At 60.1% G+C, this 15,769-nt stretch carries 15 protein-coding genes; 4 read left to right on the top strand and 11 right to left on the bottom strand.

All coding sequences use genetic code 11. The features are described 5' to 3' along the window. Window positions 1-31: 31 nt before the first annotated feature. The 9 genes from L1F31_RS02875 to L1F31_RS02835 form a co-directional block, all read right to left on the bottom strand. Window positions 32-352, bottom strand: a complete 321-nt coding sequence (locus tag L1F31_RS02875) for a DUF4387 domain-containing protein (RefSeq protein WP_265419194.1) — start codon at window positions 350-352, stop codon at window positions 32-34. Further along, on the bottom strand, window positions 345-1,733 hold the full coding sequence (locus L1F31_RS02870; RefSeq protein ID WP_265419193.1) for an acyclic terpene utilization AtuA family protein: 1,389 nt from the start codon (window positions 1,731-1,733) through the stop codon (window positions 345-347). Before L1F31_RS02870 ends, L1F31_RS02875 begins: the two co-directional genes overlap by 8 nt. Window positions 1,734-1,753: 20 nt before the next feature. Continuing rightward, on the bottom strand, window positions 1,754-2,749 hold the full coding sequence (locus L1F31_RS02865; protein ID WP_265419192.1) for an ABC transporter ATP-binding protein: 996 nt from the start codon (window positions 2,747-2,749) through the stop codon (window positions 1,754-1,756). Between the two features lie 71 nt (window positions 2,750-2,820). Then, the gene (locus L1F31_RS02860; RefSeq protein WP_265419191.1) at window positions 2,821-3,858 is read right to left on the bottom strand and encodes an ABC transporter substrate-binding protein; all 1,038 of its coding nucleotides are present in this window, start codon (window positions 3,856-3,858) and stop codon (window positions 2,821-2,823) included. Next, entirely contained in the window at window positions 3,855-4,583 is a 729-nt protein-coding gene (locus tag L1F31_RS02855) for an ABC transporter permease (RefSeq protein ID WP_265419190.1), read from the bottom strand. The genes L1F31_RS02860 and L1F31_RS02855 overlap by 4 nt, the downstream gene beginning before the upstream one ends. A gap of 65 nt (window positions 4,584-4,648) precedes the next feature. Next, on the bottom strand, window positions 4,649-5,413 hold the full coding sequence (locus L1F31_RS02850; RefSeq protein ID WP_265419189.1) for an ABC transporter permease: 765 nt from the start codon (window positions 5,411-5,413) through the stop codon (window positions 4,649-4,651). Between the two features lie 95 nt (window positions 5,414-5,508). Further along, window positions 5,509-5,949, bottom strand: coding sequence for a Zn-ribbon domain-containing OB-fold protein (locus tag L1F31_RS02845; RefSeq protein ID WP_265419188.1), 441 nt, complete (start codon window positions 5,947-5,949; stop codon window positions 5,509-5,511). Beyond that, entirely contained in the window at window positions 5,949-7,109 is a 1,161-nt protein-coding gene (locus L1F31_RS02840) for a thiolase family protein (protein WP_265419187.1), read from the bottom strand. Before L1F31_RS02840 ends, L1F31_RS02845 begins: the two co-directional genes overlap by 1 nt. Before the next feature lie 37 nt (window positions 7,110-7,146). Next, a complete protein-coding gene (locus tag L1F31_RS02835; RefSeq protein WP_265419186.1) occupies window positions 7,147-8,379 on the bottom strand; it encodes a CaiB/BaiF CoA transferase family protein in 1,233 nt (410 codons plus the stop codon). A gap of 126 nt (window positions 8,380-8,505) precedes the next feature. Between L1F31_RS02835 and L1F31_RS02830 the strand changes: the two genes are divergently transcribed. Both L1F31_RS02830 and L1F31_RS02825 read left to right on the top strand, forming a co-directional pair. Then, the gene (locus tag L1F31_RS02830) at window positions 8,506-9,765 is read left to right on the top strand and encodes a DDE-type integrase/transposase/recombinase (RefSeq protein ID WP_265419005.1); all 1,260 of its coding nucleotides are present in this window, start codon (window positions 8,506-8,508) and stop codon (window positions 9,763-9,765) included. Window positions 9,766-9,967: 202 nt separating this feature from the next. Continuing rightward, window positions 9,968-10,297 carry a rhodanese-like domain-containing protein gene (locus L1F31_RS02825; protein ID WP_265419185.1) on the top strand — a complete coding sequence of 110 codons (330 nt, stop codon included), beginning with the start codon at window positions 9,968-9,970 and terminating at the stop codon, window positions 10,295-10,297. 198 nt (window positions 10,298-10,495) lie between these two features. On the opposite strand, the gene L1F31_RS02820 is transcribed toward L1F31_RS02825, so the two are convergent. Then, entirely contained in the window at window positions 10,496-12,124 is a 1,629-nt protein-coding gene (locus L1F31_RS02820; protein WP_265419184.1) for an MFS transporter, read from the bottom strand. Next, complete coding sequence (gene glsA, locus L1F31_RS02815) at window positions 12,124-13,140, bottom strand: glutaminase A (RefSeq protein ID WP_265419183.1); 1,017 nt, start codon at window positions 13,138-13,140, stop codon at window positions 12,124-12,126. Before glsA ends, L1F31_RS02820 begins: the two co-directional genes overlap by 1 nt. Before the next feature lie 262 nt (window positions 13,141-13,402). Here glsA and L1F31_RS02810 point away from each other — a divergent pair, with 262 nt between their 5' ends. Both L1F31_RS02810 and pgm read left to right on the top strand, forming a co-directional pair. Further along, on the top strand, window positions 13,403-13,693 hold the full coding sequence (locus L1F31_RS02810; protein ID WP_265419182.1) for a hypothetical protein: 291 nt from the start codon (window positions 13,403-13,405) through the stop codon (window positions 13,691-13,693). Between the two features lie 167 nt (window positions 13,694-13,860). Beyond that, entirely contained in the window at window positions 13,861-15,501 is a 1,641-nt protein-coding gene (gene pgm, locus L1F31_RS02805) for a phosphoglucomutase (alpha-D-glucose-1,6-bisphosphate-dependent) (protein WP_265419181.1), read from the top strand. Window positions 15,502-15,769 lie beyond the last annotated feature (268 nt).

Genomic DNA, 15,769 nt, shown 5'->3' with positions numbered 1-15,769 from the left:
TTCCACCTCAGTTTGATCGTCCGACTGGAGCCTAAAGCTGTACTTCAAGATCCATCAATGGCGCGTGCTGCTGTGCACCATAGATATCCGTCTCCCCCGGTCCTCCTTGATCAATCGGTCTGATGAAAGTGAACTTCAGAGCTCGTCCCGGACGGAAGATGAACCACGAGGACAGAGCAGAGGGTTGAAGCCCATACGCTTCTGTGACCTTCTCAGGTGTCAGAGAACCTCCTTCTAAGACCTTGTCCAAGACCTCGACCTCTTTAAAGATGATATCGAGAGTCAAGCGGTGTGGACCTGCGTTTTTGCTCCGGACCACCTCGGCGACGTCTCTCAGCCGTTGCTCAGGCATGGTCTCCTCCGATTTCTTTTACGGTGATTGTCGAGAACTCGTTCGGATCGTCGACGTGGATGAGATGGTAGATCGAGAACTCGAAGCACTGGCCGACTGGGAACTCCGCCGGCGAGAAGGGGAACGCCACATTTCCCGCCGTGTTCAGTTGGCCCGGATAGTCCACATGCAGCAGGCTGCCCGCCACTTCGTGGCAGATCGCCAGCGAGTCCTCTGCGGTATCTGCGATCGTTTCGATCACGACCCCGACTTCGGAAGGCGCGGATGCCGGGAACGTGTCTGCGCGCTGGTTGAGCGGCACCGCGTCCACCCCGTACCGCTTGAACGAGATCGACCGCGCCGACAGCCCGGCGCTCTCAAGCCTCTTCTCAGTTCTGCTGCGAACAGTCTCGAGCACAGAGGGCAGCGCTTCGATGAGGATCGGATCGGCGATTCCGGCGATGCACGCCGATCGGTACCCGACTTCGCAGGCTCCTTCGAGTTTGAGAGTGTACGGCTGCGGGATGAACTTCACTCCTTGCACCCGCACAGATCGTTCGGTCTCCTGGGTGATGGTCACCTCGGTGAGATCGACGATTCCGCCCGGTCCCGCCTGCTCGAACGGATTCTCCCGTTCATACAGGGAATGCCCCGTGACCGACTTGACCGTCGAACGGCGGTGTTGGGCACCCGGCTCGAAGATGACGTATTCCCTGCCGATGACGGCAGTGAGCACGTCCATCTCAACGGGTTCACAGGCAAGTGCTCCGCATTCGAGGACCTTTCCCGCATAGCTGGCCAGCCCCCTGTCGAATCCTTTGAGGATGGGCAGTGCCGAGAAGATGGCGTCATCGCAGATCCGGCCGACGAGGACGACATCGGGTTCTTCTGCGAAGACTTCCGCGACCGGTTCCGGGCCGAGCTGAGCGACGATCCGCGTCGCATCGTCGATGGCATCGTGAGTGAGTTCTGCCCCGCTCTCGAACTGCTCGGACTGCCCTGCACTGACGATCTGCTTTAGTCGGTCGCGATCGTCGATCTCCGAGTCGATGACCCCGAGGCGCAGTTTCCAGTTTCGCTCAGCAGCCAGTTCCATTACGATCTCGTTGACCCACTGCAGGTGCGGGCGTCCACCCGCGCCACCGCAGTTGCCGATCACCACCGGGATCTTCCTGGGCAGACATTCGTCGACGAGCAGTCCGATCTCGTATTTGATCGTTGCCCGGGATGTAAATGATTTTCCAGCACCGAGGTAATAGGGGCCGGGATCGGTCGATCCTGCGTCGACGGCGACGAGGTCTGGCGCGAAGTCACGTACTGTCCGTCGAAAATCTTCGGCAGAGAATCCGTATCCAAGGGTTCCCGTCGGTGCAAGAATCCTGAATTCTTCTGAGGTGTTCACTGAAGTGTCTTCCTGTTCATTCATTTGATCACGATTGCGTCGCTGGCTTGCCATGAGAAGTACAGTTCCTCACCTTGTTCGAAATCCGTGTCCTGCCCGTAGTAGGGAATCTTGACATTGAGAGTTCCGAACGGGACTTCGGCAAGGATGAGGATCATCGGCCCCAGGAATGCGGATTCGACGATCCGCCCCCGCACGCAGTTGTCAGCGTCAGCTTTGGCCCCGGTGGTCACGGAGATTCGTTCGGGACGGATGATCACTGCACAGTTGTCAGTGCCGCTTTCAAGTGCCTCTGTGTTCTGGACGGAGATGTCGACTCCGCCGACGGAGACGGTCTTTGCCTTCGAATCTCCACTGTCAATCTCGAAGATGTTGCTCGAGCCCATGAAGTCGGCGACGAATCGACTGCGCGGCGAATCATAGAGGCTCCGGGGGCTGCCGAGCTGTTCGACTATTCCTCCGTTGAGAACGGCGATCCGATCCGACATCACGAGCGCTTCCTCTTGGTCATGTGTGACATAGATGAACGTCGTTCCGACCTGACGGTGGATGCGCATGAGTTCGAGCTGCATCTGCTTGCGCAGCTTCAGGTCGAGAGCACCCAACGGTTCGTCGAGCAGAAGAACTCTCGGCTCATTGACCACAGCGCGAGCCAGAGCGATCCGCTGCTGCTGTCCACCGCTGAGCTGAGCGGGATAGCGGTCGGCGTAGGCCCCCATGTTGACCATGTCCAGACTGTCCTGCACTGCCTGGGGAATGCGCGACTTCGCCCATCTCTTGCGGCGCAGACCGTATGCCACGTTCTCCTTGATCGTCATGTGCGGGAACAGCGCATATGACTGGAACACTGTGTTGATAGGCCGTTTGTCCGGGGCCTTGCCCAGAGCGCTGGATCCGTCGATGAGGAGCTCACCGCTGCTGGGCTCATCGAATCCGGCGATCATCCGCAGGATGGTGGTCTTTCCGCAACCGCTCGGGCCGAGCAGCGAAAGGAACTCGCCTTCCTTGATGCTCATATCAAGATTCTTGATCACATGATTACCGCTGAATCGCTGATCGATGCTTTTGAGTTCCACAACGTTGGCACTCATCCGATGACCTCCTGATTGAATTCGATCGTCCATTTCTGCCTGTTCTCGTTCAGTGCGAACCAATCAGGAATGTTCAGGTCTGCGATTGAGCCGTCTTTTCCATACGGCATCTGCGCCTTGAGCGATTCTGACAATTCGGCCTTCTTATTCACGGGCGCATTGAGGAGGTCGGCAGACATTTCCTGTTGCGCTTGAGCAGAGATGGCAAGATCGATGAACTTGTATGCGAGATCGGTTTTCGAGCTCGTCTTGGGTATATGAAGTCGGATGTCTCCCGCGATCGCGCCTTCTTCTGGGGTGACATACTCGATGGGCTTGCCGCCCTTCTTCAGCGCGGCAGCACTTGAGGCGTAGGCGGCACCGATTGTTGCTTCGTCGCCTTGGAACAGGTTTTCGCCGGCACCTGCCGTGTCAAAATACGACGCGACTTTGAGCTTCCCCAGTTCTTTGACGGCAGTGTCGATGTTATTTGCTTCGCCACCGAAAGCTTGGTTGATGCCGAGGACGAAGGGCAGGCCCATTGCGTTGGAGACCGAGGGTGCGGTCACCTTATTGGCGTACTCGGGCTTCCACAGATCTTTCCAGCTCTTCGGAGGAGTATCGATCTTCTCGGTGTTGTACGTGAGACCGACCGCATAGAACCCAGCCGAGATAGCGAACTTCTTCCCGTCCTTCTCATAGACTGCTTCGTCGATGAGTGAATCTGCGTTGCTCAGCTTCGACGTATCGATGGGTTCGAGGACGTTCATGGATTCCGCGTGCTCCGAGACGCCGCCGTCCATAAAAGCGACGTCGATATCGGAGCCGCCCTGCATCAGTTTGCCGAGTGTGACGTTCGAAACCGCCATTTCTTCACGGACCTTGACGTCGTACTTCTCTTCGAACGGCTTGATGACCCGTTCTCGGATCGAGTCGCCGTACGAACCGCCGTACGTGGCGATTGTGAAGACGCTGTCGTCCGAACTCTGGCTGACGAGACCGCACCCCGACAACAGCAGCGTGAGGCTGCAGAGGCCAATGAGTATTCTCTTCATCGCGACATACTTTCCAGGTCAGAGAGCTTGTCGATCGCCAGCACCAGAAGCAGAGCGACGATCGCGGACAATGAGGACAGTGCCGCCACCACGGGGTCGGCGCTGTACTGCAGATGGTTGAAGATCTCGACAGGCACAGTAGCCAGGTCACCCGGGGCAATGAAGACACTGAGTTCGACATTGATCCAGGACATGACGAAGGCGAACAGCCACGCGCCGATTGCCGAGCGTTTGACGATTGGCAGCATCACATCGATCACGGTCCTCCAGCGAGAGCCGCCGAGGTCTCTGGACGCTTCGAGCAGCGCGGGATCAACCTCGCCGATCGAACCGACAATCGAACGAATCACGTAGGGAATCGCGATGACCACGTGGCCGAGCAGAAGACCGAGCTGTGTGCCTCCGATGCCGACGAGTGCGTAATACTGCATCAGCGCAGCACCGATCACTACCTGCGGAACGATGAGTGGGCTGAGAAAATAGCTGGTCATCGCGCTAGCCCATGCACGCTTACTGCGGCCGAGGGCCACAGAGGCGAGGAAGCCGATGATCAGACTCACCGTCGCAGCGACTGCTGCTAACACCAGGCTGAGTACGAGTTCCCTGCGATAGACCGCATTGCCGATCACTTGGCCGAACCATTCGAAGGTGAGGCCCTTCGGTGGGAACGACAGGCCGTTTCCGGTTCCGAATGACGCCCCGATCAGCACGACGATGGGTCCCACGAGGAATGCGATGACGAGTACGAGGTACAGCGTCACTGCCGCTTTGGTCAACGTTGGTTTCATGATCAATCACTCCGAGTCGGAATAGCTGTCTTTCGGCCCAAGACCTCCAGCGAGAAGAGGACGATCATGACCGGAACGAACACGAACACCGCAATCGCCGAACCGAGCTGCCAGTTCAGATCGACCGAGAAGGTTTCATAGATCAGAGCTGCCATCACCTTCACACGTCCGCCGCCGAGCACTGCCGGTACGACATAGGAGCTGATCGCGAGCGCGAAATTGATGGAGAAGCTTGCGATCAACGCAGTGCGGCTGAGCGGAACAGTGATCCGCCAGAAGGTGCTCCAGGGTCCTCCGCCCAGATCTCGCGCCGCGCGAACCAATGACAGGTCATGAGATTGGAGAGTTGCGGACGATGTCAGATAGGCGAAGGGCACGAGGAAGTGCACGAGGCCGACGATCACACCCAACTGGTTGAACATCAATCTCATAGGTGCGTCCACAAGGCCGAGGCCGATGAAGATGTCATTGATGATTCCGTCCGAACCCAGCACAATCTGCCAACCGAAGGCGCGGACCACGGCGCTGGTGAACAGAGGTGTCAGCACAGCGATGAGAATCAGCTTCCGCAGCGCACGGCTGACCACCAGACGGCTGGAGATATACGCAAGGGAGTATCCGACGATGATGGAGATTGCCGCTGACAGGAACGACAGCCAGATCGAACGGACGAGGACGATCCAGTAGTAGTCCTCCCCGAGCAGCTGCTCATACCAGTGGAAGGACAGGCGATGGTCAGAGATCAGACTTTGGACGACCACCGCCATCACTGGGATGACGAAGACGATGGCATAGAAGAGGAAAGTCGGAGTGATGAGTGTCGAATTCCACCGCAATTCGGCACGCTTCTGCGAACGATTCATCAGGACTCCGGCACACTTCCACTGACGAATCGCGGGAGCCAGATCTCGTCATCGATTTGGATGAATTCCACACTGACGTGATCGCCGATGGCGGGTTCTCCTGACGCCGCACGCAACCGACCGAACATCTTGACCCCGTTGTGCAGGTCGACCAGTGCAATGTGAAAAGGAAGCTCGGGATCGAAATAGGGATTCTCCGCTTTCCACACCTTGGAGAAGCTCTCGATTGTGCCTGAGAGGGGCTGGGCTTCCCAGCGATACTCCGGTGAGGCGCAGTACGGACAGAACGCCCGAGGAAAATAGATCGTCCGTTGACATTTCGAGCACACTTGCAGTCGGATCTCACCCTCTGCACCGGCTGCGAAGAACGGCCGGTTCCACTCTTCGAGTACCGGCAGTGGGTGCCCAGGTCGTTCTGCGGCGAATTCGTGGTTGCTCATCAGATGCCTCCCTTTCTCAGGATCAGTGCCGACTGTCCTGTGCCTTTGCCGAAGCAGATCATTCCGAATCCGGTGACGACTGCATGCTGAGGATTGGGCACCTGCCGTTCCGCCTCGACCTCTTGGTTCATCTGCATCAGCACCTCGGTCAAAGCGATGGCGCCACCGCCGGCACCGGTCTGGCCGCATGACAGTTGTCCTCCGCCGGTGTTGATCGGCAGCTTGCCGGTGACGGAGATGTCAGTGTCTTCGATGAAGCGACCGCCCTCTCCCTGAGGGCAGAAGCCCATTCCCTCGAGTTGAACGAGTTCCATGATCGGGTAGTCGTCGTAGAGACCGACGATGTCGACGTCATCGTGCGAGATCTGCGCTTCGGCGAACATCTGGGACTGGAACTCCGCCCATGCCCCCGACATGAGGAGGAACTGATCGCCGCCGTAATTACTGCGGTGATCTCCGGACAGGATCTCGATGTACGACAGCCCCAGAGACTCGGCCTTCGCCTTGGACATGAGCAATGTCGCCTCACCGCCTCCACATGGAAGCACACAGTCGTAGAGACCGATGGGCTCGGCAATCTGCCTGCAGTTCAGATAGTCATCGAGGGTAAGAGGGGTGCGCAGGAGCGCGTTCCCATTGTGAACTGCATTCGCTCTCTGCGTGACTGAAAGCTTGCCCAGCTGTTCACGGGTCGTGCCGTAGTCGGCCATGTGCTTCCGCTGCAGCATGGCGAACAGTCCGTTGGTTCCGCCGAACCCGTGAGGCGCGATGTAGTCGCGCATGCTCGAGTTGAAATCGTTCATCAGCTTGTTGTGAACCGCGACCGAATACGAGTCTGCCGCAGACACAACGACGACCTCGGCTCGATCGTTGTTGATCGCCTGCTGTGCTTCGAGTACACCCGCGATGTGGGCTGCACCTCCTGCGCTGCCTTGATAGGTCCACTTTGCGCAGATGCCGCTCTGCTCAGCGATCGTCGTCGTATTGTCGGGACCCATCAGAAATGAACTGACACCGAGACCATCGACGTCAGTGGGCGCGACACCGTACTTTGCCAGCACTCCTCCGATGCTCTTGAGGATGAAGTGCTGAGTCGTCTGCGTCGGCTTCTTCACATAGGGAGTCTGATAGGACCCAACTATCACTGCTTCATTCGCCATTGAATTCTCTTTCGTTCGGCTTGTCGTACGAAGACTGTCAACCGCGTACAGCGGTCATTTCAGGTAAAAGCTCGTCGTTGTCATCTCCCATTTGCCCGCCGGTCCACCGCACTCTGCCCGGCGTACGGCTCAAGCGCGGAGAGACATTCTGCATACGCACACTGCCCAATTGCGGATCATCGACGTCGATGATGTTTTCCCGTGCCGCGTAATGTGGATCTGCGAAGATGTCTTCGATTGTGTAGACAAGGCCGGCGACAACGTCGTTTTCGATCATGATCTCCATACAGTCAGATGATGACCGAACAGCGAACCAATCCGACATAATCTGATCCAGTTCTTCAGCATTGGCCACCCTGTTCCTGTTGGTGTTGAAACGCGGGTCATCGGTAAGTTCCGGCCTGCCGATTGCGGTGGCTAACCTGGAGAACGTGCGCTGCGATCCCGCGGAAATGGCAATCCACTTCTCGTCGGAGGTCTGATAAGTATTTCGTGGAGAGTCCTCGTCCATGCGGTTGCCGTTGCGCTGCTTGACAATGCCAGCCTGGTCGTAGCCGATGACCTGAGCATCGGCCAAGCGGAAGAGTGACTCGTAGAGACTGACATCCACGACCTGGCCCTTACCACTCCGTTGACGTTCGTAAACCGCCATGAGCGATCCTTGCACGGCGCTGTGACCGGCAAGAACGTCGACGAGAGGGAACGCGGACAAAGTCGGCGGTCCGCCCTTCGGCCCCGTGAACGAGGGAATGCCGCTAATCGCCTCGGCCACTGTCCCGTATCCCGCTCGCCCGCTGTACGGCCCAGTCTGGCCATAACCCGAAATTCGAGTGACTATCAATCCCGGGTTGATCGCCATCAGCTCTTCCGGCCCGATGTTCCAGCGTTCCAGTGTCCCGGGACGGAAGTTCTCGAGCACGATGTCGACATCGCGGACAGCGTTCCGAACAATCTCCGCGCCTTCCTCTGTTGAGAGGTCAACGGTGATGAGGCGCTTGTTCCTGTTCGTCACCTTCCACCACAGCGGGACCTCTCCCTTGTTCGGAGGCCATTGGCGAAGGTCATCACCATGCACAGGGTGCTCGACTTTGATCACCTCGGCGCCGAAGTCCGCGAACTGTGTTCCGGCGGTCGGCGCCGCAATCATGTTGCCGAGTTCGAGGACTCGCATTCCGGCAAGAGGCCCATTGGTCGACGCATCGGTCATGTGTTTCTCCTTCATGAACTGATTTCTGAGGTGTGAGGTATCACTAAATGTGATGTCGATCATAGCTACGTCCGACCGAGATTGACAATAGGTCGACGTGCCTCAGTGACTTTGAGCGCGTGGGTGGGGTTGGTGCCTCAAAGACTTTGAGCGCGTAACTCCCAGCAAACGGGAGGAAGCTTGCCTGACATGGAAGGCAAGATCCCGATGACCGCGAGGCGTCACGTCACGAACAAGCTCCACACCGCCTACCGAAAAGCATCCAAGACCGACCGTGGTCGCATCCTCGACGAGGTGATCGCGACGACCGGGATGGGCCGATCCACAGCCAGACGAATGCTCACCGGCCCCGTACTGCCCAACCCGAACGAGCAAGTCGACAAACGTCGCCTGAGACCCAAAACCTACTCCGACGACTCTCGGGCCCTGCTTGAGCATGTATGGGCCCTGATGGGCATGCCGTGCGGAAAGTACCTCGTGGTGATGCTGCCACTGTGGCTACCGCTGTTGGACGAGGCAGGCGACCTCGACCACACCTTCGCCACTCCCGAGACAATCAGGGAACTGGAATCGATGAGCCCGGCAACCATCGATCGTTACCTGTTGCCGGCACGTCAATCGATGCGCCTGCGAGGCATCACAACAACGACGCCTTCACCACTGCTGCGGAACTCGATCGGACTATCAAAGGTCGGCGACGAACCACCGACAGTTCCCGGAGTTATCGAAGCCGATACCGTTGCCCACTGCGGGCCAACGTTCGTCGGGGAATTCGTTCGTACTTTGACGATGACGGACCTGGTCACCGGATGGACCGAGAACGCCTCGATCCGCAACAACGCGGCGAAATGGATCGTTCAAGCAGTGGGCGACCTCCAAGAAATGTTTCCGTTCCCACTCTCGATCTTCGACTCCGACAACGGATCTGAATTCATCAACCACGAGGTCGCTGACTGGCTCCAGGAACGCGATATTGCTCAGACACGTTCGCGTCCCTACAAGAAGAATGACCAGGCTACCGTGGAGTCGAAGAACAACCACATCGTCCGTAAACACGCGTTCTACTGGCGTTATGACACCAGCGAGGAACTGGAGCTGTTGGGACGACTATGGCCGGTGGTATCGATGCTGCTGAATTTCTTCACCCCGACGAAGAAACCTGTGGGATATTCCACTACCGCTGACGGTCGTCGTCGGCGCGTCTATGACAAGCCAGCGACCCCGTGGAACCGGGTCCTCGATTCCGGTCTCCTCACGACACAGCAAACCGAGACTATCCAGGCGCGAATCATTGGCGTCAACCCTGCCGATCTCACTCGCCAGATCAACCAGATCCAGATGAGTTTGATCGAGCTCGCTCAAGGCAAAACCGAGTCGATGGCCGCGGCCCGGCATCTGAACATGGCAGCATTGGAATCGTCGATGAGTCGACTCCAAAGAAGCAAATGATCCGCAAGCCTCGCGCTCACAAGTCGTGAGGCACCACCACAGGCCACGCGCTCACTTCCCACTGAGGCACCTCGTAGGTTTCCTCAGCGAATTCAGCGTGTTGCCCCCAAAGGTCGATTTCCCGCGCTCGGTCGCCGCTCCACGCCTGCTCGCCCTCCTCTGGTCAATGCGAGCAACTGGCTTGCGTGCCTAGACTGAAGACATGGATGAAGAAACGACCGTCACCGTCAATGACATCCCCGAAGGGGCCGCCATCATCGACGTCCGCGAGGACGATGAATGGAATGCCGGGCACATCGAAGGTGCGATCCACGTGCCGCTCGGCGAACTGCCGAGCCGCCTCGACGACCTTCCACTCGACGACGACATGTACGTCATCTGCCGCACCGGCGGACGCTCGAACCGGGCCGTGGCCTGGCTCAACCAGAACGGCTTCGATGCCTTCGACGTCGTCGGCGGCATGGGCTCATGGAACCTCGACAACGGCAAGCCGATCGTCTCCGAGACCGGCGAAGAACCCTGGGTGAAGTGACGGCTCTGAGTCGCCGAATCTCTCTGGCTTCCCTTTGGGCTGACCTCTCAGCCGTCGGTCCCTGTCCAAGGGATCGTTAACGTCGGGCCAATCGGTGGTCAGGAAGGCCCGATTGCACGGTGCCGAAAACTGTATGCTCTACCGCGATTAATGATCCACTCGATTGCTTAATAAAGTTATCAGCCCGATCTGCCTGGTCTAGTCAGCCTCAGCGGGGTCCGGGATCTCATCAGGTCGGTACTTCGGCAGCCGAGAAGCCGGCACTGCTGCAATCAGGCTGATGCCGGCGAGGATGAGGAACCCGAGCTCGAGCGTGCGCAGTCGCTGCTGAGAATTCAGCTCGACGGCATGCTCGACCTGCTCCGGTGTCGCCGTCGTCTCTGCGAGGACCTCCCGCAGTTCGTCGTTGCTCACGAAGTTCGCATTGTCGAGATCGACCTGCTCGACGAGCTCCGGCGGCAGATCGGGATGGTCATCGGCAGCAGATGCCAGTCCCGCCGAGAGCACCGTGACCAGCAGCGCTCCCATCACCGCGGTGCCGACCGCAGAGGCAAGATTCTGCGCAGTGCCCCGGATCGACCCGACATCACCGGCCAGATGCTTCGGCGCGGCCGTGACCAGGACATTGAAGACCAAGGTCACCAACGCGCCCTGCCCGATGCCGAACACAATGAGGCCAAAAATCGTCGGCAACGTCTCCCAGTTGTTCGTCACGACGAACGCCAACCAGACGAGCGCCGCCGTCGTCAGGCCGAAGGAGAACAGCGCGATGGTGCGCGGAGCAAATCGCTTGTAGAAACGGACGATGAGAGTGGCGGTGACGAACACCGTGAGGTTGAACGGCAGCATCGCCAACGACGTATCGAAAGGTGTACGCCCCTGAACGACCTGGATGTAGGTGGGCACGGTGAAGTTCACCGCCGCCTCCATGGCGACGATGACGAACATCGCATAGACCGCAGCCCGCTCGCTCGGGCGGCCGAGCACACTGATGTCGACGAGCGGCACCTTTCCCGCCGCCTTTCGCCTCTTCGTCCACACGAAGAACAGCTGCCCGAGGACGATGCCGACGACGATGAACACCGGTGCCGGTGACAGCCCGGCGACAGAGAACGGTGCTCCCTCCTCCGCGGGGATGACGCCCCAGGCGTTGAGGTTGTTGAACCCCATTGTCAGCAGCACGACCGCGGCACCGATGAGCGTCGAAGCAACAAGGTCGATCCGGATCGAGGCGTCCCCCTTGTCCGACTTCAGGGTGAAGGTCAGCGCGAAGACGATGACGGCCAATCCCAACGTGATGAAGAAGATCGGTCGCCACCCGACGAGCGTGCCCAAGGTGCCGCCGATGAGGAACGCGCTCATTCCGGAGAAGGCCCGTGCCGAACCGAGCGATCCGACAGCGGCCGCCTGCTGCGCGCCGCGATAGTTCTCGGCGATGAGCGCAACCAGGGCGGGCACGATGATCGCGGCGGCAGCACCGGCAAGCAGCTGCCCGGTGATGACCCAGGCCACCGTGCGAGAAAAGATCATGAGCAGCGAGGATGCTGCAAAGACGACGAGCACCACGCGAAAGATGAGCACCCAGCCGATCCTTTGGCCCAGCTTTGCGCCGGTCATCACGAGTGCCGCTACCGCGAGACCGTAGACGACGATCGTCGACGAGGCGACCGTGGGCGGTACGCCGAAATCTTCGACCATCCCACCGAGCGAGATCGGCAGGGCGGCGACATTGAACGACATGAGGACCTGGGCAAGGAAGAGTCCGATCATCGGCGCCCAGGATCTGCGCTCCTCTGCGTCGGCATTCGGCTCGGTGGCGGTGCTCATCAGCGTCCTTCCCGAACGCGTTGGGCGACAGCGTTCGATGCGAAGAGATTCAGGCCCAGGGCCCGAGAGAGGTGGAAGCACGCTCGCTGACCGCGCACACTGTTGCCCGCGGCGTCCACCCTCGGCGAGAACGTGCCCAGGGCTCCTTTGCCCGGGGCGATAGCGACGATGCCGCCGGAGACTCCGGACTTAGCTGGCAGACCGATCTCGAAGAGCCATTCGCCGCTGTTCTCATACATTCCGCACGAGGCGAGCAGCGCGAGCGTATCGCGTGCCACCTCTGCAGAGACGACCTGCCGACCGGTCAGCGGATTGATGCCGCCGTCGGCGAGGGTGGCTCCCATCACCGCGAGGTCATGCGCGGTGACCTGCAGCGAACACTGCCGGGTATAGATGTCGACGGTGTCGAGCGGATCCGTGATGATCCGCCCATAGCTCTCCAGCAGGCGAGCCAGGGCCTTGTTGCGCTGATTCGTCGTCATCTCCGACTCGTACACCCGACCGTCGAGACGAAGTGGACGACCGGCGAAGCGAGAGAGCCCAGAACGGATGTTCTCCCATTTCTCCGCCGAGGTGGTTCCGGGCATGAGTGCGGTCGTGGCGATGGCGCCGGCGTTGACCATCGAATTCAACGGCTTCCCATCGTTGAGTTCGACCGCCATCACCGAGTTGAAGGCGAGCCCCGTGTTGTTGACACCGACACGTTCGTGGACGAGTTCGGAGCTGCGGGACTGACAGACGAGCGCGAAGACGAAGGCTTTCGAAATGGATTGGATGGAGAACTCGGTGTCGACATCACCGACTTCGTGCACGGTCCCGGCCGATTCGATGAGGCTGAGTCCGAACCACCTGGGATCCGCCTCGGCGAGGACCGGGATGTAGTCGGCGACCTCACCGTCGTCGAGTCCGTGGTAACGGGCGTGGACTTCCTCCAGAGTCGCGTCGATGACGCCGTCGGAGGGCAGGCCGCCGGTGGAGGCTCGCTGTGTGACCGTTTCCCCTTCGGGCCCGACCATATCTGATCCTCGTCCCAACTGTGTGGGTTCGCGTGGGGCAGGCCACTCAGCACCCGTCCGCAGAGTGATCTCACTCTATCTCAGGACTCTCCTCTTGAACAGGGTTCCGACCATCGTTCCGGACCCCCTTGATCCCGCGCCGGGCGTAGGTCTACCGTCGGGAACAAGGATCACAGCCAGACCCATGGTGATCCTCAATCAACCGCCCGACATCAACCGCCCGACGCGACGAGCGTGTTCCACTCCGAAAGGAGCCGAAGTCATGAGCGACGAGAAGAACCCGCCAGAGAACGCAGAAGAACAGAACGTCGACGACGAACAGGAGATCGAGAGCTCTGCCGTCGGAGTCAGCGCCGAGACAGACGCTGAAGGCGGTTCGCAGACACCCGAGGAGAGGCTCGAGCGCATTGCCGCAGAGCACGAGGTTTCGATCGAGCGGGACCCTGTAGCGGTCCAGGCCGAGGCCGAAGGGTCTGCTGCCGATAAAGACCGCGATATCAGCGGTGGCGACACGACAGACGAGGACGACGACGGTTCGGAGCCTCCGGACTGAGTCCGCGTGCCTGCGCACACGCCGGAGCCAGCGCACACGGGAAGCGGCGCAAAAGCGAACCGGTCCACGGCACTGAAATCTCGCGCTGACGTGTCCGCAGAGTCCACGATGCAAGAACTCCGTGGACACAACTGTGACAGGTGGCCCGGATTTGGCAAGGTAGAAGAATGACTACTCGCGCCGGCCAGTTGGCCCAGGACAAGGATCTCGTGGACATCCCTGCCCTTCTCGATTCCTATCACGACCTGGTTCCCGACCCCTCGGTGCCTTCACAAGCAGTGAGCTTCGGGACCTCAGGCCACCGCGGTTCGAGCTTCAACCGATCCTTCAACGAGGCGCACATCGCGGCCATCACCGCCGCCATCGTCGACTTCCGCCGAGACAAGGGCATCCGCGGACCGATCTTCCTCGGCCGTGACACCCACGCGCTGAGCGAGCCTGCGTTCCTCACCGTCCTCGAGGTGCTCGCCGCCGCCGAAGTGCCCGCACTCATCGACGAACGCGATGGTTTCACCCCGACCCCGGCAGTCTCCCACGCGATCCTCGGGTTCAATGCAGGCAAATCCCGCGACGATGCGCAGGCCGACGGCATCATCGTCACCCCCAGCCACAATCCGCCTGCCGACGGCGGCATCAAATACAACCCGCCGCACGGCGGGCCGGCCGGCACCGAGACGACGACCTGGATCGCCGAACGTGCCAACGCCTACCTCCGCGACGGGTGGGAGAAGATTCCGCGCACCCCCTTCCAGCGGGCCTTCCACCTTGAGAACACGGAGAACTTCGACTACGTCTCGAACTACGTCGACGACCTCGAATCCGTCATCGACCTCGACGTCATCCGCTCATCCGGGCTGAAGATCGGCGCGGACCCGCTCGGCGGTGCCAGCGTCGACTACTGGGCGGCGATCGCCGAGGACTACGACCTCAACCTCACCGTCGTCCACCCGGACGTCGACCCGACCTGGTCGTTCATGACTCTGGACTGGGACGAGAACATCCGCATGGACTGCTCCTCGCCGTATGCCATGGCCGGTCTCATCGCCTCCCGCGGCGACTTCGACATCGCCACCGGCAATGACGCCGACGCCGATCGGCACGGCATCGTCACTCCCGACGCCGGACTGATGAACCCCAATCACTACCTGGCTGCCGCGATCGACTACCTGATCGAGTCCCGCACAGACTGGCCGGCGGGTGCCGGGATCGGGAAGACCCTCGTCACGTCCTCGATCGTCGACCGCATCGTCGCCTCACACGACCGCTCGCTGTTCGAAGTGCCCGTCGGCTTCAAGTGGTTCGTCCCCGGCCTACTCGATTCGAAGTTGGCCTTCGGCGGTGAGGAATCGGCAGGTGCCTCGTTCCTGCGTCGGGACGGCAGGGTCTGGTCGACGGACAAGGACGGCATCATCCTCGCCCTCCTCGCAGCCGAGATGGCCGCGAAGACCGGGCAGACCCCCTCGCAGCGCTACGCGGGACTGGCAGCGAATCACGGCACCAGTGCCTACGCCCGTCAGGACGCCCCGGCGACCCGCGAGCAGAAGGCCCGCCTCGGCGCCCTCGATGCGTCACAGGTGAGCGTGAAGACCGTCGCCGGTGAACCCGTCACCTCGGTGCTCACCTCGGCGCCGGGAAACAGCGCCCCGATCGGCGGACTCAAGGTCACCACGGACAACTCCTGGTTCGCCGTGCGCCCCTCCGGCACGGAAGACGTGTACAAGATCTACGCCGAATCCCTGCGCGACGAAGACCATCTGCGCCAGGTCCAGCACGATGCACGGACTCTCGTCGATGGGGTGCTGAAGTAGAGGTCCGCCTCTGATCGCACTCTGATCCCACGCTCGAGGTCTGTCGTCGAACTGACGACCGAGTGAGCCGTAAGGAATTTTGTTCATTTTCGTCAGAGCGCGACGAATCACGATCGGATATCGCTGAGCAATCGGAATTGTCGTGGGGACTGCCCACGACACACCGCGTCCGGTCGAAGCGACGGTCGCTTGGCAGTGGCTTCACCTCGAATTTCGTCGGCAAGAGGATTTGTCACCATCTGGCCGGTTCCCGTCGTGTAACAGTCGC

Origin of the sequence: Brevibacterium spongiae, from assembly GCF_026168515.1 — a bacterium.
Classification (GTDB): Bacteria; Actinomycetota; Actinomycetes; order Actinomycetales; family Brevibacteriaceae; genus Brevibacterium; species Brevibacterium spongiae.
Note: the sequence above shows the minus strand (reverse complement) of the source record. Positions and strands in the feature narration are given on the sequence as shown.